This is a genomic window from Mesotoga sp. H07pep.5.4 (genome assembly GCF_003664935.1).
GTDB lineage: Bacteria > Thermotogota > Thermotogae > Petrotogales > Kosmotogaceae > Mesotoga > Mesotoga prima.
This window is the reverse complement of sequence record NZ_JFHM01000026.1, coordinates 16,751-40,026: the sequence shown is the minus strand read 5'-3', so window position 1 is coordinate 40,026 and position 23,276 is coordinate 16,751. Positions and strand designations below refer to the sequence as shown.

At 48.0% G+C, this 23,276-nt stretch carries 21 protein-coding genes and 1 tRNA gene; 12 read left to right on the top strand and 10 right to left on the bottom strand.

Annotated elements, in window-relative coordinates:
* Window positions 1-274: 274 nt before the first annotated feature.
* Window positions 275-1,108, bottom strand: coding sequence for a mechanosensitive ion channel family protein (locus Y696_RS11360; RefSeq protein WP_121510529.1), 834 nt, complete (start codon window positions 1,106-1,108; stop codon window positions 275-277).
* Between the two features lie 118 nt (window positions 1,109-1,226).
* On the bottom strand, window positions 1,227-2,213 hold the full coding sequence (locus Y696_RS11355; protein WP_121510528.1) for a 4Fe-4S dicluster domain-containing protein: 987 nt from the start codon (window positions 2,211-2,213) through the stop codon (window positions 1,227-1,229).
* Between the two features lie 475 nt (window positions 2,214-2,688).
* Here Y696_RS11355 and Y696_RS11350 point away from each other — a divergent pair, with 475 nt between their 5' ends.
* From Y696_RS11350 to Y696_RS11330, 5 genes are all read left to right on the top strand, one after another.
* Window positions 2,689-4,086 (top strand): mercuric reductase, encoded by a 1,398-nt coding sequence (locus Y696_RS11350; protein WP_121510527.1) that lies wholly within the window; start codon window positions 2,689-2,691, stop codon window positions 4,084-4,086.
* Between the two features lie 430 nt (window positions 4,087-4,516).
* Window positions 4,517-5,422, top strand: coding sequence for an ABC transporter substrate-binding protein (locus tag Y696_RS11345; RefSeq protein ID WP_121510526.1), 906 nt, complete (start codon window positions 4,517-4,519; stop codon window positions 5,420-5,422).
* A gap of 59 nt (window positions 5,423-5,481) precedes the next feature.
* A complete protein-coding gene (locus Y696_RS11340) occupies window positions 5,482-6,603 on the top strand; it encodes an ABC transporter permease (RefSeq protein ID WP_121510524.1) in 1,122 nt (373 codons plus the stop codon).
* The gene (locus Y696_RS11335; RefSeq protein WP_121510523.1) at window positions 6,596-7,690 is read left to right on the top strand and encodes an ABC transporter ATP-binding protein; all 1,095 of its coding nucleotides are present in this window, start codon (window positions 6,596-6,598) and stop codon (window positions 7,688-7,690) included. The genes Y696_RS11340 and Y696_RS11335 overlap by 8 nt, the downstream gene beginning before the upstream one ends.
* Complete coding sequence (locus Y696_RS11330) at window positions 7,674-8,417, top strand: ABC transporter permease (RefSeq protein ID WP_121510522.1); 744 nt, start codon at window positions 7,674-7,676, stop codon at window positions 8,415-8,417. The genes Y696_RS11335 and Y696_RS11330 overlap by 17 nt, the downstream gene beginning before the upstream one ends.
* 18 nt (window positions 8,418-8,435) lie before the next feature.
* Here the strand turns inward: Y696_RS11330 and Y696_RS11325 are convergent, their stop codons facing one another.
* Complete coding sequence (locus tag Y696_RS11325) at window positions 8,436-9,764, bottom strand: mechanosensitive ion channel family protein (protein WP_121510521.1); 1,329 nt, start codon at window positions 9,762-9,764, stop codon at window positions 8,436-8,438.
* 175 nt (window positions 9,765-9,939) lie between these two features.
* On the opposite strand from Y696_RS11325, the gene Y696_RS11320 reads away from it, so the two are divergent.
* From Y696_RS11320 to Y696_RS11310, 3 genes are read left to right on the top strand one after another with little or no spacing between them, the layout of a single operon-like run.
* Window positions 9,940-10,389: a hypothetical protein gene (locus Y696_RS11320; RefSeq protein ID WP_121510520.1), complete on the top strand. Its 450-nt coding sequence runs from the start codon at window positions 9,940-9,942 to the stop codon at window positions 10,387-10,389.
* Entirely contained in the window at window positions 10,382-11,644 is a 1,263-nt protein-coding gene (locus Y696_RS11315; RefSeq protein WP_121510519.1) for a M48 family metallopeptidase, read from the top strand. Before Y696_RS11320 ends, Y696_RS11315 begins: the two co-directional genes overlap by 8 nt.
* Window positions 11,622-12,611 carry a D-cysteine desulfhydrase family protein gene (locus Y696_RS11310; protein WP_121510518.1) on the top strand — a complete coding sequence of 330 codons (990 nt, stop codon included), beginning with the start codon at window positions 11,622-11,624 and terminating at the stop codon, window positions 12,609-12,611. The genes Y696_RS11315 and Y696_RS11310 overlap by 23 nt, the downstream gene beginning before the upstream one ends.
* A gap of 19 nt (window positions 12,612-12,630) precedes the next feature.
* Here Y696_RS11310 and Y696_RS11305 read toward each other — a convergent pair whose 3' ends face one another.
* The gene (locus Y696_RS11305) at window positions 12,631-12,993 is read right to left on the bottom strand and encodes a PadR family transcriptional regulator (protein ID WP_259459934.1); all 363 of its coding nucleotides are present in this window, start codon (window positions 12,991-12,993) and stop codon (window positions 12,631-12,633) included.
* Between the two features lie 20 nt (window positions 12,994-13,013).
* Window positions 13,014-13,385, bottom strand: coding sequence for a NifB/NifX family molybdenum-iron cluster-binding protein (locus Y696_RS11300; RefSeq protein ID WP_121510516.1), 372 nt, complete (start codon window positions 13,383-13,385; stop codon window positions 13,014-13,016).
* A 167-nt stretch (window positions 13,386-13,552) separates the two neighbouring features.
* On the opposite strand from Y696_RS11300, the gene Y696_RS11295 reads away from it, so the two are divergent.
* The 3 genes from Y696_RS11295 (at window position 13,553) to Y696_RS11285 (ending at window position 15,750) form a co-directional block, all read left to right on the top strand.
* The gene (locus Y696_RS11295; protein WP_259459933.1) at window positions 13,553-14,017 is read left to right on the top strand and encodes a hypothetical protein; all 465 of its coding nucleotides are present in this window, start codon (window positions 13,553-13,555) and stop codon (window positions 14,015-14,017) included.
* Window positions 14,018-14,108: 91 nt separating this feature from the next.
* Window positions 14,109-14,184: transfer RNA gene (locus tag Y696_RS11290), tRNA-Pro, on the top strand.
* Window positions 14,185-14,376: 192 nt separating this feature from the next.
* The gene (locus Y696_RS11285; RefSeq protein WP_121510515.1) at window positions 14,377-15,750 is read left to right on the top strand and encodes a M14 family zinc carboxypeptidase; all 1,374 of its coding nucleotides are present in this window, start codon (window positions 14,377-14,379) and stop codon (window positions 15,748-15,750) included.
* A gap of 371 nt (window positions 15,751-16,121) precedes the next feature.
* Here the strand turns inward: Y696_RS11285 and Y696_RS11280 are convergent, their stop codons facing one another.
* Window positions 16,122-16,634, bottom strand: a complete 513-nt coding sequence (locus tag Y696_RS11280; protein WP_121510514.1) for a GrpB family protein — start codon at window positions 16,632-16,634, stop codon at window positions 16,122-16,124.
* 37 nt (window positions 16,635-16,671) lie between these two features.
* Window positions 16,672-17,880, bottom strand: coding sequence for an enhanced intracellular survival protein Eis (gene eis, locus Y696_RS11275; protein WP_121510513.1), 1,209 nt, complete (start codon window positions 17,878-17,880; stop codon window positions 16,672-16,674).
* A 167-nt stretch (window positions 17,881-18,047) separates the two neighbouring features.
* Here eis and Y696_RS11270 point away from each other — a divergent pair, with 167 nt between their 5' ends.
* Window positions 18,048-19,037: a prenyltransferase/squalene oxidase repeat-containing protein gene (locus tag Y696_RS11270; RefSeq protein ID WP_121510512.1), complete on the top strand. Its 990-nt coding sequence runs from the start codon at window positions 18,048-18,050 to the stop codon at window positions 19,035-19,037.
* A gap of 416 nt (window positions 19,038-19,453) precedes the next feature.
* On the opposite strand, the gene Y696_RS11265 is transcribed toward Y696_RS11270, so the two are convergent.
* Genes Y696_RS11265 through Y696_RS11255 form a run of 3 tightly spaced genes read right to left on the bottom strand, consistent with a single transcriptional unit; the run spans window position 19,454 to window position 23,275 of the window.
* Window positions 19,454-20,488: a Gfo/Idh/MocA family protein gene (locus Y696_RS11265; RefSeq protein WP_220668796.1), complete on the bottom strand. Its 1,035-nt coding sequence runs from the start codon at window positions 20,486-20,488 to the stop codon at window positions 19,454-19,456.
* Window positions 20,489-20,528: 40 nt separating this feature from the next.
* Window positions 20,529-21,950 carry a DUF4127 family protein gene (locus Y696_RS11260; RefSeq protein WP_121510510.1) on the bottom strand — a complete coding sequence of 474 codons (1,422 nt, stop codon included), beginning with the start codon at window positions 21,948-21,950 and terminating at the stop codon, window positions 20,529-20,531.
* Window positions 21,947-23,275, bottom strand: a complete 1,329-nt coding sequence (locus tag Y696_RS11255; protein WP_121510509.1) for an FAD-dependent oxidoreductase — start codon at window positions 23,273-23,275, stop codon at window positions 21,947-21,949. Before Y696_RS11255 ends, Y696_RS11260 begins: the two co-directional genes overlap by 4 nt.
* Window position 23,276: the final 1 nt, after the last annotated feature.

The following is a 23,276-nucleotide window of genomic DNA, read 5'->3' as shown; positions in this document are numbered from 1 at the left end:
TACACAAAAAAAGAGACAGAACCGTTGAATGCCAAAAACGAGCTTACCTCATCGCCCTTTAGAAAAAGGTCTTCTTTCTTATTGTTGCAACTTGGATCTTGGAACTTGAAACCATTCTTTTCGGAGAACGGAGAACCATTCAACGTCCAACCAGTTCCTTTGCTATTTCCTACCACCAACCTCCGACCCGCAACGACGCGGTTTTACAACTCACAACTCACAACTTAGAACTTGCAACTGATCCTTTGCTCTTCCAACCTCTGACCACTGACCTCTAACCTCTAACCTCGTTTCTCCCTTCTATGGGGCCGTCCTTTATATGGAGATCGAGCTGGCTGAAAGGAATCTCTATGCCGTTTTCGTCGAATCTGGATTTTATGATCTTTGCCAGTTCGGTGCTTGAGTCTATGAAGTTTGCCTTCTCTACCCAGAACCTGACGACGAAGTCTATGGAAGACGCGCCGTATCCGGTGAACTGTATCATCGGTTTGTGGCTGTCATCGACATAAAGCTTCTCGTAAGAATTAACTGCCTCTTCTAGGATCTTCATGACTTTGTTCAGGTCGCTCGAATAGGAAACCCCGACGTTGAGATCGTTTCGTCTTATGTTGTCGGGCCAGAAGTGAATAATCGTTGCTGCCCAGACGTTTTTGCTGGGGATCGTGACTAGCTTTCCGTCCCATGTCTTTATGAGCACGTGATTGAGTTTGATCTCCTGGACTCCTCCGGATATCCCTCCGATGTCAACTGCCTCGCCCTCGTAGATTAGCTTGTTTATCATTATTAGTATCCCGCAGATCAGGTTTTCCAGAGGCTCCTTGACAGCGAGACCGACAATGATACCGGATACTCCGAGACCGGCGAGAACGGGAGCCAGATTCTTGAAGAGAACCGAGATAATTATGAAGGCCGCCAGAGCATAGAAGGCGAGGTTGAACAGCGTTCTCATTGTCTTCCGATATTGAATGGAGACAACGGATGTCTTCTCAGTGAATTTAATGAATGCTTTGTAGAAGATGCCCGAAAGCCATTTTGCAACCAGAAGGATTGCGATGCTGATCCCGATTCTAATCGCCCATTCGATTATTGTTTGGATTACATCATTCATGATTTTCCCTCCTTCTTCCTATATAACAATTCTTACATAGATCCCTGGAAAACCCAACCCCGATGAGGCTGGTGGCTTTTCTGGATCAATAGAAGAGCTGAAATGGAGTTTGAAAGATCTACTGTTTGAGCTTTCCGTCAAGATGATCTTCAAGTTTTGAGAAACCTATACCTCTGGAGAATGGACAGACTCTTATGCAAATACCGCAGTCCGTCCCGTTTCTTCTCCAGTAGGAGTAGCAGAGCTCGTGGTCAACCTTCCATCTTGGCGTATCGTTGGCTTTTTGTCCCTCGCAGCCGGGAATTGCGGAAACCGGACACTCGCGGGAACAGATTCCGCAGTCGCTGCAGAATCGCTCGAGATTCTTTTCCAGTGGTGGGGTACATTTCAAGGGCATTTCAGTGGTCACAAGTCCCAGCTTCATTCTTGGTCCTAGACTGGAGGAGATAAGAAGGCCATGCCTTCCTATTAACCCAAGTCCGGCGGCGGCACCGACTATCGGTAGAACTGCGAGATAGTTTCCGTCCATATGATTTCTGGCGGAGTAACCCAGCCCCCTAATGAAGTACGAGATAGTCAGTCCGATCATGGCTGCCTTCAAGTATTTCCTGGAGCTTTCGACCATTGCCGGCATGGCCGGTGCAGCATCTATCATTTCGCCGTCCAACTCGACAGCGAAGACTATTCCGAAGGGAAGCCGTAAGCTTATTTCATCCCCATAATTCTCTCTATGTCTTCCCCTGTGGCTATAATAAAACTCGGGTTTCATCTTCGTTATGGCCACGAGTTCCGCGCCGCTGTCAATAGCGATGCGTTTGATTGTCTCGGTAGCGGTTGTTATATCTACGTGAAGCTTCTCACTAGATGGTTTTCCATCACACAGGCTTCGTAGACTGGCAACAAGGGAGAAATTCGAACTCACCTCTGAAGCATCTAGAGGATCGTAAGAAGGAGAATTTCTGTCGCAGAGATCGGGTCTTTCGCGAAGCTCGTCATCTATCTCCTTCAACTCGGGATGTCTAGAGTAGTAGTCGCAGTACTCAGGAGTACCGGCTTCATAATTCATCCGAGCAAAAATCGTGTCGCGCTCATCGTATCTGTGCATTCTCTTCACCACCGATTTGCAATATGTTTTTCAATTATACAATCAGTCCCTTTGCACTCCTCGACTGCCCTATAATTGAGTATAGAGGTGAAGAAGGGAGAGAATCTTCATTACGGATTAGCGTCCCGGCGCTGCAGTTTCTCTGCTGAACAACTTTCGGTGTGAGACTGCTAACTGCGGCCGTTTCCGATTCAACGATGCTATACTGTTTTTGTGGAAACGGCTTTTTCCGAGAAGAATCTTCGGAATTCCGATCATTATTTGGAAATCGGCAGAATGGATTTCTTTATACCGATCCTCGTAGTTCTCCCCTGTAAGGGCAAATCATCTGACTTCTTCTTAAGAGGACAACCGAGTATCACATCTTCATTGGGGTAACTGGAAGAGCATCGACTTGTTCCCTCTGTTTCAGATGAACTCTCGAGGCGTCTGCGAAGGACGAAACTACAAGTAACGATATCAGGATGGTGGTGAAATGAAGGATAGGAAAAGGGAATTTGATGCAATAGTCATTGGTTCCGGCCAGGGAGGTACTCCCCTCGCGCTCTCCCTTGCAGATGAGGGATGGAGGGTTGCCCTTGTCGAGAGGAAGGCAGTTGGAGGAACGTGTGTAAATGAAGGATGTACGCCAACGAAGACCATGATAGCAAGTGCAAGAGTGGCGCATCTTGTCCAGCGATCAGAGGAATACGGAGTTGTTGCGGGAGAATCTTCAGTCGATATTCAGAAGGTTATTCAGCGAAAGAGACAAGTTGTTGAGAGCTTCAGAGAAGGCAGCAGGAAAAGGATTATTGATTCTCCTAACCTTTCTCTGATTGAAGGCAGCGCAAGTTTTGTCGGTGACAGAGGGCTTGAAGTAAGGCTTAAGGAAGGGGAGACCGAGCTAATTGAGGCAAGGACAATTGTGATCAATACAGGAACGAGCCCGGCAACTCCAAAAATACCTGGTCTTGAACGAGTTGAAGCACACGACTCTACGTCGATAATGGAACTCGACGAACTTCCGGAGCACTTGATAGTCCTTGGTGGTGGGTACGTGGGTCTTGAATTCGGTCAGATGTTCAGGCGTTTTGGAAGCAGGGTAACGATAATTCAGAGGGATAAGCAGTTGCTTTCACTTGAAGATGAGGACATTGCGACGTTGGTTCTGGAGATTCTCAGAGGTGAAGGCATAGATGTTCTACTGGAATCAGAACCGATAGAAATCGATAGTTGTGAAGGCAACAGGAATAGTGTAAGGTTACGTTTTTCGGATAAGGAAAAGCCGGTAGTCGGAAGTCACTTGTTACTGGCGACCGGAAGGGTACCCAACACTCCTGATCTTAATCTCGAAAGGGCAGGAGTTAAGGTTGACGGTAGAGGTTTTATTGAGGTCAACAGTAAGCTGGAGACCACAACCAAGAATGTATATGCCATCGGAGATGTCAAGGGCGGGCCCGCCTTCACCCACATTTCATACGACGATTTCAGGGTAATGAAAGAGAATCTCGTAAACGGGAGGGGTTTGACGATACAAGAGAGGTTTGTTCCATACGTGGTGTTCATAGATCCCCAACTTGGCAGGATAGGTCTTACTGAGAAACAAGCTGTTAGTCAAGGACGTCAATTCCGTGTGGCGACTCTCCCCTTTGATAGAGTGGCTCGGGCGATCGAAACGAATGAGACGCGTGGAATGATGAAGGCTCTTGTAGATTCGAAGACAGACCGGATTATTGGAGCAGCGATTCTGGGAGTGGAGGGTGGCGAGATCATGTCTGCAATTCAGATTGCAATGATGGGTAATCTTCCCTATACTTCGCTGAGAGATGGTATTTTCGCACACCCGACGTTTGCAGAGTCTCTTAACAATCTTTTCATGGGACTGGATACATAGCGGAAGAAAACGTCATTACTTCATTTTCTATACTGCATTTTAGCTGCAAGGAGAAACTAGAAGTCTTCCTAAGGCAGCAGCGCTTAGTAAAACTATCTCCTCACCGGGAGGAAAATCCTTCGCTTCCCCGCAATTCGCATTCTACCCCTTCTTAGTATTTTTTTGGACAGTCATGGTATTTCGAAAAGAATCTATCCTTGGAGAGAAAAATTCTTATTGGCTCTTTTTCAAGAATGCAAGAAAGGCGATCTCTAAAGACCTTATAAACAAAGTCTGAATCTCAGGATTGAAGCTATTTTCAAATCGTTATCGATTCTGATCTGAGTATTGTGGACCTACATACTCGCCGAAGCATTGAAAATCAAGTGTGATAGTGTACAATTAAATGGAGTATAATTATCGGCAATACAAATGATGGAGGTTGTTTATTGTGAAGAGATTGATTCTAATTGGATTATTGTTCATAGCAATTTCAGGTTTTGCACTGAAGGGGCCGATTACGGTGGCATCGAAGATAGACACGGAAGGTGCGCTCCTGGGCCAGATGATTGTAACTGTCCTCGAGAAGAATGGATTCGAGGTTGTAGACAAGACTGAATTCGGTACGACGAGCGTCATTCGAAAGGCGATCACTGCCGGAGAGATAGATATCTACCCTGAGTACACGGGCAACGGAGGGTTCTTCTTCGATGACACCGATCCCACGGTATGGAAGAACGCGAAATCCGGATATGAGACGGTGAAGACCCTCGATCTTGAAAGGAACGGACTCGTGTGGCTTACCCCCGCCCCGGCAAACAACACCTGGGCTCTGGCTATCCGAAAGGATATTTCCGACGGTGAAGGAATCAAGACTCTCGAGGACCTTGCGAATTATGTGAACGGTGGGGGCTTCATTAAACTTGCCGCTTCGGAAGAGTTTCTTACGAGGCCCGATGCGATGCCCGCCTTTCAGGAGGCATATGGCTTCGAGCTTTCCAACGATCAGCTTCTGGCCTTCTCCGGAGGAAACACCGCTCAGACGATCAGAGCCGCAGCGCAAAGCATAGACGGGGTAAATCTGGCTATGGCCTACGGTACTGATGGTGCCCTCTCGGCTCTGAGGCTGGTCGTCCTTGAAGATACCAAAGGCGTGCAGCCAGTATATGAGCCTGCCCCGATAGTGAGAAAGGAGATCTTCGAGATGTACCCCGAGATCGGAGAACTGCTAAAGCCGGTCTTCGAATCTCTCGATCTGGAGACGCTTCAGTCCTTGAACGCTTCGATAGCGATTGAGGGCCTGGACGCGGGTGACGTAGCCGAACAGTATCTCAAGTCGAAGTCTTTGATAGATTAAAGCCTATGGCTTCCTTTGCGCGACGAAAAGATATGATGGCCATTCTTGGAGTGGCCATCATGTTGTTTTCTATACTGCTTCCAGGTTTTCTTTCGGTGAAGGAGACGAGAATTTCCGCAGCTTTGCCGGTCAGCCTGGCCGGGGTTTCCGTAATTGGCCTCGTGGTTCTTCTGGCGTTCTCTGGTGTCACCATCTTGCTTTCTTTCAGCGGATACTACTTCTTGATGGGCCTTGCAGGTGGGCTCGCCCCGGTATATGGTTTCTTCCTTGCCGGTAGCAGCGCGGTTCAAATCGCCTCGGAAACGGGGCCGTTTGCCAGAGTCTCCCCTTCCACCGGGTTGTGGATTCTCCTTCTGGCCGGTTATGTGGTCGTCTTTGCGGCAAGAAGGAAACTGAAGGATAAGAGAATACTGTCGTCACTGCTCGTTCTGATCCCAATCGCTTCGTTCGCAGTTCTTCTCGGCTCCGGTCATCTCAGGGAGCTAGCGATCATGAAGGAGTACGCAAACAGGAGCGACAGGTTTCTCGAAGAGACTGTACGGCATCTTCTGATCGCCGGCGGAGCCGTAGTGGCTGGGGTGATAATCGGAGTGCCCCTTGGAGTGGCGGCCAACAGCTCGCCAAAGGTCGAGAAACCGGTCTTTGGTGTGGTGAATTTCATACAGACGATTCCGAGCATAGCGCTTTTCGGGCTTCTCATAGCGCCGCTGTCGTATCTCTCTCGGAGTCTTCCCTTCCTGAGGGAGCTCGGGATAACGGGAGTCGGCTGGGCGCCAGCTATGATAGCCCTCGTTCTCTATTCACTCCTTCCTATCGTTAGAAATACTTACTCGAGTCTGAAAGTCATTCCGGCCGATACGGTTGAGGCCGCCAGGGCCATGGGGATGAGCAGGTTGCAGGTCCTTGGAAAGGTGGAGATTCCGATCTCGCTGCCGGTAGTTCTTGCAGGAGTAAGAACGGCGGCCGTCCAGGCGGTGGGCAATACGACGATGGCCGCGCTCATTGGAGCCGGGGGTCTTGGGGTCTTCGTTTTTCAGGGTCTTGGCCAGGCCGCCATGGATCTCGTACTTCTCGGAGCGTTGCCGATCGTGGCGCTCGCCCTGATAGTCGATTCTCTTATGCAATTGTTGATAGCTATTCTGACGCCCAGAGGGCTCGTTTCGGAGGTGGCCGATGATTAGATTCGAGAATGTCACGAAGGAATACGATGAAGAGACCGTAGCTGTGAGAGATATAACATTCGAAATACCCTCGAGAGAGCTCACCGTTCTCATTGGGCCGTCTGGGTGCGGTAAGACGACGACTCTCAAGATGATAAACAGAATCGTTAAACCTAGCGGCGGCAAGATCCTCATCGATGGAGAAGATGTGAAGGAAATGGATGTCATGAGTCTAAGAAGAGGGATAGGCTACGTCATCCAGAACGTAGGTCTCTTTCCACATATGTCCGTGAAGGATAACATCGCGACCGTTCCCAAACTGCTGAAATGGGAAAAATCGAAGATAGAGAGAAGGGTAAGCGAATTGCTCGAATTAGTCGGCCTGGAGCCGAAGTCCTACGCAAACAAGCTCCCAAAAGAGCTTTCGGGAGGGGAAGCCCAGAGAGTGGGCGTCGCGAGAGCGCTTGCGGCCGACCCACCGATAATCCTTATGGATGAACCTTTCGGGGCGGTCGATCCCCTAACGAGGGTGAGACTGCAGGACGAGTTCGCCAGGATTCAAGAGGAGCTTCATAAGACGATAGTCTTCGTAACTCACGATATAGACGAGGCGATAAGGCTTGCCGACAGGATTGCGGTCATGAGGGCGGGAAGGATACTTCAGTTCGATACCCCCGAAGAGATTCTGGCAAGACCTAAAGAGAAGTTCGTTCACGATTTCATGGGGTCAGACAGGGCCCTAAAGAGGCTCTCCAGAATACCGGTCACGAAATACATAGAAAAGTGCGAGACGATAGACGTCGACGGCAACTGGGACCAGCTTGGTATGACAAAAGAGGAGTTCATCTGGGCGTTGGATGAAGAGAGGAGACTTGTCGGTTGGGTGGATGTCTCGCATTCAAACAGGGAGCTGCCCATCAGGGAGGCATTGACTGAAATGCTCGAGGAGGAGGTTTTGAGCCCCGACAGCACTGTCAAAGAGGCGCTTTCTAGGATGCTTGAGAGCGGTACAGTGGCACTCCCCGTCGTGGAGAAATCGGGACGCTTTCTCGGTCAGATAAGCCTAGCGAAGATTCAGGAGTTGACGAGAAGTGACAGGGAAGAATAGCAGACTTTCGTCATGGATCTTTCTGGGGATCTTTCTGCTGGCGTTCATTCTCCTCATTTCCAACATGGCTTTATGGGAGAGCTTTCTAGGCTGGCTCTTTCCGGAAGAGAGGGAGGTCCTCCACCCGAGAGGAACCCTGCTTGAACTCGTGGCAGAACATATGTGGATGGTCCTTGTCTCGAGCGGACTTGCCACGATTATCGGCATATCGATTGGGGTATTGGTCACGCGGCCGATGGGGAGACAGTGTCTGCCGCTTGTGTCAAACCTGAGCTCTCTTGGCCAGACCTTTCCGCCCGTCGCCGTGCTGGCTCTCGCCGTTCCCCTACTCGGCTTTGGATTCAAGCCGACAGTGGCCGCTCTGCTTCTCTACGGACTTCTGCCTATAGTGAGGAACACGATTGCCGGCATCGAGAACATTCCTCCCGATGTTCGCGAAGCCGCATACGGTATGGGGATGTCTTCATGGCAGGCGCTGTTCAAAGTGGAACTCCCACTTGCGCTGAAGGTCATAATGTCGGGAATAAGGATATCCGTGGTGATAAACATCGGCACAGCGACTGTCGGTGCAACGATAGGGGCAGGAGGGTTGGGATCGCCCATCATCGCAGGACTCGTTGCGGAGAATCCCGCCTTTGTGCTCGAGGGGGCTATTCCGGCGGCTCTTCTCGCCTTTTCGGTAGACGCATTTCTGGGGAATGTAGAGAAGACTATATCGTCGGGATGACTGCGGACCTGTCGTTAACTAATGATAATCTATTTGCCGGTCTTCGTCGTTGTTTATAGTGGCGGATTTCTCTCCGGCAGACGGGTGCGGAACAGCCATCTTGCCGCTTACGAAAAGTTCGCCCAGAGCCCTCACATCTCTTCCCGTAGGATTCTGGAAGACCCGGAGACCGAAGTGTGGCAGTGCGGCGAAGACGTGATCGAAGATGTCCGACTGCAAAGCTTCGTAGTTCACCCAGGAAGTATCGCTGCTGAAGGCGTATATTTCCAGAGGAAGCCCGGTGTCGGTTGGCTGAAGCTGCCTTACCATGATTATCATGTTCTTGTTCGTTCCCGGGAGATTTCTCAGATATGCCATGAGATAGGCCCTGAAGGTTCCAATGTTGGTCATTCTCCTGCCGTTGACGGGTTCGGTCACATCTACATTGTTTTTCTTGTTGAATTCCTCTATCTCTTTCTTTTTGCTTTCCAGATAGGGTCTGAGGATCTCGATCCTGTAAAGCCTTTCGTAAAGCTCGTCGTCGAGAAAGCGAATCGACGAGGTGTCAATGAAGACCGATCTCTTTATCCTTCTTCCTCCGGCCTGAAACATTCCCTTCCAGTTCTTGAAGGATTCCGAGATTATCGCGTAGGAGGGGATGGTGGTGATCGTTTTGTCCCAGTTCTGGATCCTGATTGTGGTAAGCGTTATGTCTATAACGTCTCCGTCGGCCTGAAATTTCGGAACTTCTATCCAGTCGCCTATGCTGACGAGATTGTTCTTTGAGATCTGTATGCTTGCAACGAGTCCTAGAAGCGAGTCGCGGAAGACTACCAGCAGAACTGCCGTCATCGCTCCGATCCCGCTAAGGATTCCCCATGGAGAGATTCCAGTCAGCACTGATACCGCAATAACCCCGGCCACAATGTAGACCATGATCTTCACTACGGTAATATAGCTCTTTATCGGTTTGTCCTTAGAAGTTTCAAGGGACTGATAGGCGCTCGTCAAGACGTCCAGGAAGGAGTCTATCACGACGGCGACGATGAATATTAGATACGTGGCGACCAGTTTGTAGATCAAGTCCTCTATCGCGGGGAATGCCCGGGCGAAGAGAGCGATAACTATTGCCGGTATCATCAGTGCTATCTTGTAGAGAAGTCTGTGCTTGATTAAATAATCGTCCCACTTGAACGCGGACCTTCTCACAATGATTTCTATGGGCTTGATCAGCAGCTTCTCGAAGAGGAATTTCGAGAGAAAGGCCACGACTACCATTATTATTCCGACAACTATATTGGCAAGTACCAAGTCGAAAGTCTCGCTGAGTCCGAGCGCCGAAAACCAACCGGCAAAGATGTCTATCACCTGATCGCCTCCAGAGACAATGATAACATCACTGGATCGACACAGCTACTTTTACGGCGTTCTGGGTAAGTCTGACTCTTGATAATTGCGGGAGCCTTCCCCCAAAGATTAGTCGGTACAGAGGGTTACAGAGATCGCCACAATGTCGTAAAATAGTGTATTGGAGGTGAGTGAGTTGAAATGTCCCGAATGCTACTCTAGTGATAACAGGGCGACGCCGCTTAAGAATCCCGAAGACTGCCTGTCGAACCATGTTCAATACATCTGTTCCACTTGTGGCAGGGCGATTTGCATGGAGGGCGATGAAAGAGAAAGACACGGTCCCTTATCCTCCTTCGGTTCTTTCAATGACGCAATGCTTTACCTCCGGGCAGCCGAGGCATTATTCAACGGGCCTTGCGGCATCTACGAATTGACTGACGGTGCGAAAGTCTTCTATAAGATCTTCAAGGATAAAGACGGACTGATGAACTACCTGCTGGAGAATCCGGAGAAGAGGTGTCCTTTGGGAGAAGCGCTTCACGAAACAGAGGAATTCAGGCCGGTGGTTGAAGGTCAGATCCGGAGGCTGGACAAGGGAGAGGTCGAAGAGTATCTGAGAGAGAAAGAAGTAGTTGATGACTAGCTTCGAGTCAATCTTTCTTCTCGTTGTCTATGGAATCGCTTTCTTTGAACTCTTTTTGCTGTCCCTAAACTACGGAAATGCGAAACTCTCGAAGGTCTCACTTCCGGATAACCTTCGAGACGTCTTCAGCGATGATCTCATAGAAAAGTCTGTGGAATATACGAGGGCCAAGGGTCTTCTTGTTATCGTCTCGTCTGCCGTCAGCCTTTTGGCGCTCAGCATAGGAATCTTCTGGGGATTCGGTGTAATCGAATCTCTTTCGATGGAGCTGGCCGAAGGTTTTGCGTTGCGCGGCCTCGTCTTTTTCGCGTTGATTGCCGCAATTTTCTTCTTTATCTCTCTACCCTTTTCGATATACTCGACTTTCATCCTGGAGAATAGATATGGATTCAACCGAACAACACCGAAAACATTCGTCTCGGACAAGATAAAAGGGGTCCTTCTTGCGGCCGCGATCGGCCTCCCGCTCGTATATCTTGCCCTCCTTGCGATTGATTCCTTCAAATACTGGTGGGTCTATCTGCTTGTAGGCGTCGTTGGATTCGAGATACTTACACAGCTTGTATTCCCGACAGTGATCCTGCCGTTATTCTACAAACTGAAGCCGCTTGAAGATGAGAACCTTGCAAAAAGGATAAGGGAAATTGCGGACAGGGCCGGATTCGAAGTCAAGTCGATCCTCGTCATGGACGCCTCGAGGAAGACGGGCCACACAAACGCCTTTTTCACGGGTATAGGCAGGGCAAAGAGAATTGTTCTGTACGACAGCCTCCTCGAAAAGCACAGTTCAGAGGAGATAGAGGCGATCTTCGCTCATGAGGCCGGCCACTTCAAGCGTAAACACATTTTCAAGGGGATGCTCATATCTAACGCGGTCGCAGTCTTCGCAGTGGTTCTTCTGCGGATGATAGTCGAAAGCGATACCGTCGCCGGTATTTTCGGTATCTCAGAGAAGTACGCGATTCTGCTCTATGCTGGGATCTTTTTGTCTTCGATCTTCACTGTGCTGGACTGGATAGACTCGTTTATAAGCAGAAAGTGGGAATTCGAGGCCGACAGTTATTCGGCGCAGATTATTGGCGATCCCCAACCGATGATAAGAGCCCTGAAGAACCTATCCGTATCTAATCTATTTAACCTCAGCCCGCATCCTTCGTATGCAGCACTATATTACTCGCATCCGCCTTCGTGGGAGCGAATTGAAAAACTCAACGGAATAGTCTCTAATATAGATGAAAGAAAGAGTAGGGGGTGAGAACTTGAAACTGAAGTTCATTAACGGTATTACGCCCGTGAACAGGCTTGAATGGATCGAAGAGTACCTGGATCTTCCATTCGAACTCTTCTGTAAGCACGACGAGTTGACCGGCTTCATCACGAGCGGAAACAAGATCAGAAAGCTCGAGTATCTTCTGAAAGACGCTCTGGAAAAGAAGGCGGACACCGTTTTCACCTGCGGGGGAATTCAGTCGAACCACTGCAGGGCGACGGCGATTGCGGCGAGATCGCTTGGGATGCAGCCGGTTCTCTTTCTCAGAGGGAGACCGATGGAGATTCCTCAGGGAAACGTCCTTCTAGATACCATGGTGGGCAGCGACATCTATTATGTGACCAAGGAGGAGTATTCGAGAATAGACGAGATCTTCGCCAGGAAGAAGGAAGAGTACGAGAATAAGGGAAGGAAGGTCTACCTTATCCCGGAGGGCGGTTCAAACGCGCTGGGAGCGAGAGGATACGTAGACGCCACAAAAGAGCTCTCAGGGCAGATAAATCTCGACGGAGTTGAAGCCGTCTTCACTGCAGTAGGCAGCGCCGGGACCTATGCGGGAATTCTGGCGGGTCTCAGGACGCTTGGCTACAACACCGGAGTCATAGGAATAAACGTCACGAAGGATCCTTCTTCACTCTTTGTGGAAAAGACAAAGAGACTGATCGGTGAGATGAAGGAGTACGAAATAGACGTATCGATAGACGACGGTGAGATCGAGATAGTCGACGACTTCTCGGGCCCCGCCTATGCTGTGCCTTCGGAAGAGGATATAGAGCTTATAAAGAGCCTTGCCAGGGAGAGAGCCTTCTTCCTTGATCCCGTCTATACGGCGAAGGCATTCAGGGGAATGCTTCAGATCTCAAAGGAGAGGTTCGCCGGGAAGAGAGTTGTTTTCATTCATACTGGTGGACTGTTCAAGCTGTTTGACAATCCGGCCACTTATGTAAAGTAAAGCCCTGCATCGCAGGGCTTTATATTTTATTCAGATCGTTCAGTCTTTCAAGAAACTTGTCGACGTTCTCCCTGAATTTCTTTATCTTGACCTCCGCTGTTTTCAGGTATTCGAGGCCGGCCCTCGTGATCTTGTAGTTCTTCTTTGCCGGGCCGGTGTCTTCTGTGTCCCATTCCGAATTTATTAGCCCCATCTCTTCTAGACTACCCAACACACGGTAGAGGCTTCCCATTTGACCGACACCGAAGATCGGAATCTCGAAATCGTTGATTCTAGAAGAAAGCTCATAACCGTGCGCGGGCTTTTCGGCGATGAGAAGAAGCAGATACAGCTCGATCCAGGATCTGCCCACCCCCATTCTTCTTCCCCTCATATTTCTCATGCCGTACTCCATGTCATTAATTAGTGATTGTGGAACTTTCCGTGGTCTTCGGGCTCGTATTCAACACTGGAAAGCTCACCTTCGATGTAAGTTCTTACGAGCTCTTCTAAAGTCCCACTGGCTCCTGTAATGGCATGCACGCCAAGAGTCTCGAAGAACTGCCTCGCCCGGCCACCCATGCCTCTCGTTATGATCACATCGGCGCCTTTGCTCTTCACGTAACCAGGGATCTCACCTGGTTCGTGCTGCTCAAAGGGATTTACCTCGATTTCGTGTGAAACGATTTCGTTATCTTCCACATCTACAAAGGCAAAAAAAGGCGAACGACCGAAATGCTCCGAAATATGTGACTGGAGCCCTTTGTTATCAATTGTTGGAATAGCTATCTTCACAAACCAACCTCCTTACATATATTCGACTACCATATATTATAGCATCTGAATTGGACTGGATTCTGACATCATAGACGATCTAGGTTCAACTCTTATTTTGGGGAGGCACGAAACAGCAGCCCTCCGTTTGAGCAATTGTGAGAGAATCTTCATGGAGGAGGTGCGGCATGAAAAAGAAGCTTGTTCTTTTGATAATTGCGGCATTGTGTGTTACCGCGATTGCGAATGGTTTGCTGGTAATAACTTTGAAAGACGGATCAATCTACGAATTCTATCTCGATGAAATCGAGAGTGTGGTATACGTTGCAGATGACGAATTGCCCCTTGAATCTAAGTACATGAGCCTTGAGAAACTCGTTTTCGTTCCAGGTGAAGAGATCAATCTCTATTTCTTTGGAACTTCGGGACTCGGGTCTTACGCCTGGATCGGAATCGTTCCTTCGGATATTATACATGGAAGCGAGTCGGAAAACGACCTGCACGACATTCAGTATGCCTACGTCGGTGGCATGACAGACGGTTTGATAGTGTTCACCGCTCCATGGGATGCTGGATATTACGACTTCAGGTTGAATGATTCCGAGAGCGGCGGCGTCGAGATCGACTTCCTGACCTTCGAGGTCAGAGAGTAGCCTGCAGAGCCAATTTTAATTATCTGAAAGTTGCCCTGGGCGTCGTTCTGCTCTTGAAAGGTTATCCCAACTGTGATAAAATCTTCGAGTACGGGGCATAGCGCAGTTGGAAGCGTGTCTGCATGGGGCGCAGAAGGTCGCTGGTTCAAGTCCAGTTGCCCCGACCAAGAACCCTCGATTCGTTCGGGGGTTTTTTTGCATTAGAACGGGTTATACTTAACATGGTCTTCTAAAGAAAGACCCGGCTAAGAAGTCTTTCCGGAAAGACGGTCGACAAGAGCTTCGCTGTTAATTGACCAGAGTTTCGAGCAATCTACAACGGCAGGCGGTCTGTCTGTCTCTACATAAAGGGGGTAGTCATGGATTCAATAAAGTCGGTAATCAAGAATGTACCGGATTACGAATACTTCAAAACGGTCGAAGAGCTTAACGAATCGAGCAGGAAACTCGCGGAACAATACCCCGATCTTGCCAGATTCTACAAGATAGGTGAATCGATGGCAGGAGATCCGATCTATTGTCTAAAGATCGGCAACGGTTCCAGGGTGATACTTATGTACGGCTTTCCCCATCCTAACGAACCGATAGGAAGCATGATGCTCGACTATCTTTCTCGACAGCTCGTCGAAAACGAGGCCTTCAGAAATTCCTTCAAGGACGTGAGCTGGTACATAGTCAAGGTAGCCGACAACGATGGGGCGAAATTAAACGAGGGCTGGTTCAGAGGGCCCTACACTCCCCTGAACTACGCGCTGAATTTCTACAGACCTGCGAGTTTTCAGCAGGTTGAATGGACCTTCCCAATAAAGTACAAAACTCTCGACAACAATGATCCGATTCCCGAGACGAGAGCATTGATGAACATTATCGAAGAGGTCAAGCCGATCTTTATATATAGCCTTCACAATGCCGGTTTTGGCGGTGTATACAACTACATATCCGACGATGCTCCGATTCTGTATCCGATATTCGAGAAGGCCTATGAAGACCAGGATATCCCGGCGGCGCTTGGCGAACCGGAGATGCCATATGCACTAAAATTCGCCGAGGCCGTCTACAAGATGCCGACTATGAGAGATACATACGATTACTACGCAGCCAATACCGACAGGGATCCTGCAGAGATAATCGGAAAGGCAGGTACCTGCAGCTATGAGTACGGAAAACAGTTCAACGAAAAGGTATTTGAACTGGTATGTGAAGTCCCGTATTATTACAATCCAAAGATTGAAGATCTTTCCGAAACGGAGTCCATCAGGAGGGATCTTATTCTGGCCAATATCGAAGACACCAAGCAAGAGGACCAGAAGATAAGGGAGATCTACTTCCCGTTGAAAGACAGGCTAATAGTAGATACTCCGCTCCGGACAGCTCTCGACGACTTTCTAGAATCCTCCGAGAAGCACCTTCCCGTTCAGGAGAACTGGGCAAAGACAGCCAAGGAGCTGGAAAAGAAAGCGACTGTGGCCGAAGCCTTCGACAACCAGCAGGTCTCCAAGACCTACAAGATGCTCCTGTGGGGAATGCTCAGAAGGATCATGCTTCTAAACTACGAGAAGACGAATGACGATGAATTCAAAGCCGCCGCAGAGAAAGCATATAAACACATGAAGGATATGAGCGACAAACTGGAGAAGGAACTCGAATACACAATAATCCCCATAAAGAAACTCGTTCAGATACAGTTGATGAGCGGACTGTACGCTGCTCTTTATGCTCTCGAAAGGAGCTAACTGTATCGAGACACCCCCCTTTTTCGGGGACAGACTCCATTTTTAACATTAGCGTAAAGTACGCTGGATTCTTGAAAGCCAAAGAAGCCGCTCTTGAAAGAATTATGCAAGTATCCGCGGTTTTCCTATGACTAATCATGTAAATCAATGCAGGAAAGTGACCTCTATACTCTGCAGATTCTCGTATTAGTGACCGGTAGACTGGTCGTCTTTCGTGACAATAGCTGCAAGGTCTTTATTGCGAAGCGTATAAGAGTGTTGTGGAGGTAAGTCCAAAAGAGGCATACGATCCATCAGCTAGTAGCAAGAGCGGCTCTTCTTATTTAACGGGAAAACGCAATCCTTTGTCATTCAGCAGGCGGGACCTGACGTCAATCCTTCTGCCGTTTCAGTATCCCCTGGATGAACTCGGCCTTGCCATTTGTATAAGCTTCTCTGGTGTCTCTGAATTGTTCGGCGAGCTCTTTCTTGAGCGCGGCATATTGTTGTAAGGCCTCTGGGTTCTCGCGCAAATAGTCCCTGAAGAAGATGTGTTCTTTCCAAAACTTGCTTCCAAAAACGACCATGTGTATATGATAATCAATCTCACTGCCGGATCTCTCAAAGTACCTTCTCTCCGGCATTGAATCCTCGTGCTCGGGTCTGTAAAGATAGCCCGTTATTTCAATGAAAGGCACGCAGGAATCGGCTTGTTCAAGTGATGATACGCCGATCATTATGTCGATTACCGGTTTTGCCTGAAGCACCGGGACGGCTGTGCTTCCTATATGTTCTATCGTCTTCTGAAACTCATTTAGTGAGGCAGAAATCCGCTCTGCTTCCTCCCTGAACAATCTAGGCCAAGCAGTACTGTATTCTTCAACTATTACCGGCTTTCCTCTCATTCAGATCACCTCTTCAGATCAATCAGCTGGAAGTGACTTACAAAACGTTATGCGTTATGATTTCTGGGAAGATCGAGTCGAGAATGCTAACCTTCTCCGGAACTTCAGAGATTCCCCAGGGGATGTTATTCCACGAGCCGGTCAGGAGCTTTCCAAGTCTCCAAAGCCTGGTTGCCGAAATCCTCCCTGTCAAAAGCGGAACTAGGTCCGAAATCGCTATCTGGAAATCCTCTGTTGCTTCAGTTATCTCTGCTTTCCCGTTTCCGACCAGGATTTTGCAGTTATTCTGGGAGAGTAGTTCGTCTTTTACCTTCAGAACAACATTTCCGCGAACGGACCTATCCATGAGCTTCGAAATCACTGGAAGCGGATGAAGGATTCTTACCATCCTTGATGAGGCATCTATCATCTTGAGCTCTTTTCCGGCCTGCCATCTCGAATGGAAGAAGAGTTCTATTGGAAAATCTGGCGGCATTCTCCTCATTTCGAAAGTTGCAATCTGGTCCCTATGATTTAGTATGAATCTCTTCAGCGCGAATAATCCTGCAAGATCGACGAAGGAGAAGCTCTCTATAAGCATCTTTCTCTCCTTCTTACTGTAGACCATCATTCCATGAGGTGAGCCATTGGCATCGATGGCTACGACTCCAAACAGCTCCTTCTTGTGGAATATCTCCTGACTGCAAGCGGCAATTTCCAGCGCCTCGGTGTAACGAGAGGTTTCCCACAGGACTTTCCGGGCCTCTTCAATCAACGTTTTCATCTCTTCATTGTTTAGTAGCTTGCCGGAAACTATTTTGAGATCGTCGTCTTCCAGTTCATCTGAAAGAAGAGAGAAATCGAAGGTCAGTTCAAGACTCTCGAAGCCAAGCCCGAACCCCAGCCTTACGTAGAAGTCATGCTTGAAAGGATCGAGCATAATAATGTTTACTCCGCTTTTCAGAGTCTCCTGTATATCCCTCAAGAGAATTGCTTTTGTTATACCCCTTCTGCGATATTCGGGCAGTGTGGCCACGGCCTCGACGTACCTGCATTCAAAAGGTTTGGTACGGATTTTCGCGAGATATTTGTAGCTTATGTATGCGGCAACTAACTTCTCTTCGTCGAATGCGCCCCAGACATATTCCCAGAGGGATGGATCTGAAAAGAAGAACTCGCTCTCTTCCGGTTCGAAGTATTCGAATGACATCAGGAAGATCTCTACGATTTTGTCTTTGTAAGAGCTGTCAATCCTTCTTATTTCCATTTCGCACCTCCAGCTGTCTTTCGCAATAATGATAACAGATCGGACTTTCTTGATCTCATTCAACCCCTGACTTATGGAGACAGCTTGATACAAAGAGTAAAAATCGGTCTTCAAGAGTCGAAAACGACATATAATAGATCGGTTCAGGCAGAATTGGAGGAAGTGGCATGGCGGACAAGGTTCTTGATTGGCTTCTAGAAGAAGAGAACCCTTCAGTCAGATATCTGACGCTGAGTTCTCTCATGGATCGATCAGAAGACGAAGCTGAAGTCATGGGCGCGAAAGAGGCAATAATGTCGATCGGTGTGGTGCCCACTCTGCTAGATCTCCAGAACGAAGACGGCTCCTGGGGTAAACCCGAAAGGTTTTACACCGATAAGTATCGTGGAACGGTCTGGAATCTCGTAATTCTTGCCGAGATGAGGGCAGATCCGAAGAATGAGCGAGTGAAGAAGGCCTGTGAATTCATCTTGAGTTGCTCTCAGGAATTCGAGCAAGGGGGTTTTTCATATACTCAAAGCGCGAAGACCAAGACGGGCCTCCCGAGCGGGGTAATCCCCTGCCTAACAGGTAACATGGTCTATTCACTAATCAGGCTAGGCTTCATTGAAGATAAAAGAGTGCAGAGAGCCATCGACTGGATCTGCTCCTATCAGCGAGCAGACGACGGTATTGAAGAGCCACCTTCCGGAAAGCTATATGAGAGATATGAAGCTTGCTGGGGACGCCACTCATGCCACTTGGGCGTTGCAAAGGCTTTGAAGGCCTTGGCGGCGATTCCCGATGACAGGCGAAGTGAGTCAGTAAGAGAGAAGATCGAGCAGTTGGTCGAGTATTTTCTTTTACACCGCATTTACAAGAAAAGCCACGATCTCGAGAAAGTAGCAAAGCCCGGTTGGCTGAGATTCGGTTTTCCCCTGATGTATCAGACGGACTTGCTGGAACTGCTGGAGATTTTTGCCGAGCTGGGAATCAAAGATCCCAGGCTCGAGGATGCAATTAGAATCGTGGCAAACAAGAGAAACAATGAAGGATTCTGGAAGATGCAGAACTCATTCAATGACAAGATGCTTGTTGCCGTTGAAGAAAAGGGAAAGCCATCCAAGTGGTTGACTCTGAGGGCGCTTAAGATCCTCAAGTTTTATGACGAGCTGTAAAGGTTCTTTGCCTTTGGCAGCGGCGCTCAGGATAATTGTGATAACTCTGCATACAGAGGAGGGTTTTTGAATTTGCTTCTCTTGTACTCAGATCTGCTTAAAGCGAGTCAATCGGAAAGCCGAAATAAATGAAACGAGTAGACAAGTGATACATACAACTTCGTACTCTTTACTCGAAATATCTTATGATTACTGGACAACAAAGTTGGAGCACAATCTAGTATCTCCCTTACTAAATAACGGTTGCAGGCCTTCAGCCGAATCCGAGATGCGTAGTCATACATAGTGGCACACTCATTTCAGAGAGAATCTCTATGAGTCCTTAAGAACAAGGGATTCGGAGACTCCGCCCGTTTGTAGAATATTGAACTATGGAATTCAGTTAACCGAAAAGCTGATGCTGGAGCATTGCTTTCTCAGTCTGAATTTAGGTATTTAACCTTCACCGGAATACTCTTCTCGGCAGACTCGAGAATCGAAAGAACTACAAGCGAGGTGTTGATGGCGTCATCCAGCTTTATGAGGAACTCCTCTCCAGTCACCAGACAGTCGATGAAATGTCGAATACTTTCATATGCAAAGCCTTTCGCCTTGCCGTGGACAAAGTGGTTTACCAGCACATCAGGATGCTTGCTCTCGTTCTGAGTGAAGTACTCGATCATCTGGTTGTTGCTTAGATCAAGGTTAACCATTCCTTTACTACCCGTGAAGTTGAATTTTATGTCGTTCACGCAAGGATTTGTGTTGGGCGTTATCCAGCTGTTCTCCATCGATGCTATACAACCGTTTCTGAAGGTCAGAATTGTTTGATAGATGTCGGTTGTATCAAGCCCCAGATTCTTAAGGACGCCTGAAGAACTGACAGAGTAAACAGTCTCGACTTCGTCGCCGAAAAACCATCTTAATGTATCTACTGAATGGCTACCCAAGAACCATAGAATAGATGATTTACTCGACCATGGGAGCATATCTGTTGCGACCCAGAGAACGTCATTCAACCTGAAATAGGCACTGACGGGGCTGCCGAGCTCACCATCATCAATCATCTTCTTGGCCACTGCAAAGGGAGGGCTCCATCTATTGTGGAGATCGGTCATTATCCTTACGTTGTTCTCGCTCACCGCCTCAGATATCCTGATGAGGTCCTCTCTTGTTGTTGCAATTGGTTTCTCGACGAGGATATCCTTTCTGGCATTTGCGCAGTCTACCACAATCGCACCATGAGCGAAATCCGGAGTGACAATCGATACTGCGTCAAAGTCAAGCCCATCCAGCATTGTCCTATGGTCTGGAAAGACTCGTGGGATGCTGAATTCATCAGCGAACTTTTCGGCTCTCTCTACGTTCTGATCGCAAATTCCCACCAGTTCAACCTCTGGATGTTCCTTATATAGAAATGCATGAGTTCTTCCCCAAACACCTGCTCCTACAATTGCCACTTTCTTTTTCACTGGAGATACCCCCTTCACTTAGGATTAGACAAGATTTCGTTCAGCGAATCATTACTTCTATTTCGCATTCAAAAGTTCTGTCCCACGGGAGGATGAATTTCTCAATCGATATTCGATTCTCTGAAGAGGAGAAATCGAAAATGTCAAGTTTCCTCCCACGAATGAATCTATCAAGAAACTCTTCTGCTTTAGGCATGAAGAGATTGTCTCTGAAGTCTTCAAAGAGTCCCTTAGATTTGCTGACTTTGTATATGTCGCCACCTGATTCATCGACCATTCTCTCCAAAGTGTTTCTGAGAATACCCTGGTAAAGATGGTCGTCAAGAAGCCGCGAGATGTAAAACTCGGTAAAAGCCTTCCTTTCCACTTCCCAAGAGCTGGAGGTGGCGGCCAGAGAAAGAAGAGTCCCCAGACTGTTTGAAGCTGTATTCCAGGCGGAGTATCCCCAGATGTTCTTCAGATCCAGACCCAGGTAAGCATCAACAAAAGAATGACTAGAACCGTTTGCACAGAAAACGTCTAGAATGAAGACCCGCTGCTTCCGCTCACTGAGATTTTTGAGAGCTTCAATCGAATTGTCTATTTTTGTGCCAGCAACCAGAATCCCGGTTGAAGAACCGGAAGACTGTCGCATCCCAAGAAACTTCATATGAGATTCTACGTTCTTCCCAAACTCTCTGTCCTCGAAATCCATGATTTTTTCTCTTGTCTCTGGTGAGTCATAAATGACTTCGATGGGGTACTCTTGGTCTCGTCTGTAAGAAAGCATCTCCTGAATCACTTCATCTGCGCCGTTATGTATGAATATGCGGTCGTCTATGACGTAGTCTTTCGCCATATCTTCAAGAATAGCCAGTTCTCTCTCCTGAGGGCCATGCTGAAAAGTATCTTCTTGAGCTAATACTAGAATATCTGCACAACCTGCTTTAACAAGCTTCAGACACTCCTTATTCACCTCGTGATTTCTCAAGCGGAGTTCACGATATCTGCCGACAAATCCTCTGGGTAGTTCGTCTTCTACGGCCTCGGCTTCTTTGATTCTTTCATTTCCTGAGAGCCATAGATAGTTGTTGAGCATCGTCCAAAGTTCCTTAGAGCCAGCCGACGAAACGGAGACAGATGCTCTTCTGACAATTGAGGAAAGGAGAATTTCAGCATTTGGGAATCTTCTCCTCAGTTCTCTCACCGAGCTAAGTCTGTCGATAGCTGTTCTCGTGCTGATCCCATCTTCCCTTGAGGCTATTAGACCGCCATAAGAAAGCATATCGACGGAGACTATGAATCTGTCTGCCTCTCTTGAAAGCATCCATCGGGCCAGTTCCTCGCAATTTCCCGGCCTCAAATATCTTCCGAGCAGGTTCTTATCTGGCAATTCGATCTCCAGACAATTCAGATCTGCTATCTTGGAAACCAGCTGGTAGTTTGGGGGTCTATCATCCATTGGAACAACTACTGTTTTCAAAGGATCCCTCCCATTTCAACGATCTCCCTCTGTATCAGGTCGATGTTCACATCTCTGACAAGTCTTCTGTGTTTCACAGCGAGTGCCGCAGTAATACCTGCAGCCATGCCGGTTGCGGTTGCAAGAGGGCTGGTTCTGACTGCGGAAAAGGCCGTATGATCTGCACTGATTGCTCTCCCGGCAAGAATGACATTTGCTAAGCCCTTTGGGATTAGCGAACGCATTGGAATATGGTATTCGCCGGGGTAAGGAATTGAGATCGTCTTCAACTCTGCCGAACTGGGCAAATGAATATCGATCGGATATGATCCAACGGCGATACTGTCATCAAAAGGTTTTCTATCGATCAAGTCATTCGTTTTCAGAACGTAATCCCCAACGATGTGAGTAGTCTCTCTAACTCCAATGTGACAGCCTGTTTGAATCAGAAATGAGTTTTCAAATCCAGGAATCTCTTTCTTAAGAAAATTCATGAATCTCCAAACATCTATGTTTCCTTTGCTTTGAGCCTTAGTAAGTTCTTTGCTCGTGTTTGCATAACCAGGATATCTCGTTGTGTTCATAAATACCTGACCGGGATGATAGGGGATCTCGAAGAACAGAAGCCTGTCTCTTTTGAAGGATATTCCATAATCGTCAATTCTATTCATGAAGCTGAAGAAACCGGCAATTCCCAGATAGCTCAGGTCGGTATGCTCATTGATAACAAAATCATCTCTGTTTCCATTGACATAAGAAATAATCTCTTCTCGATTAACACCTCCAATTCTCATCACCAGTGTCATTGGCTGGCAGCTGGAAGGGCTACCGTCTCCAATGTTGTAATAAGCTCCTGCACGAATAGAAAGATTTCCCCCACCCGTTGAATCGATGAAAACCTCTGCATTAACTCTGTTCTTCTCGCCAGTGCTTTCAGTTGTTATTGTTGAAATAGAGTCCCCCTCTCTCGATACACTTGCGACAAGTGAGTTGAACAGAAAGTCTACGCCTTCCTCTACAAGCAGTTCAATTAGTGATGATTTCATTTTTTCGGGATCGAATGGTGTGATCGACTTCACAAAACCTATGGGATCATCTATGTGACCATAACTTCCTTGTACTGAAACGAGCCTATCGATTATCTCTTGGCCTATTCCACCTATCACCTGTCTTGCAGGTGAATGAAAGGTCATCATCGGATTTACCAAAGCAGTGGTTAGTACCCCTCCAAATGACATGTCTTTCTCCAGAAGGAGCACTCTAGCTCCAATTCTGGAGGCTGCAATGGCTGCCGATACGCCAGCTACGCCACCGCCAACAACTACAACATCGTAAACTAAATCCATC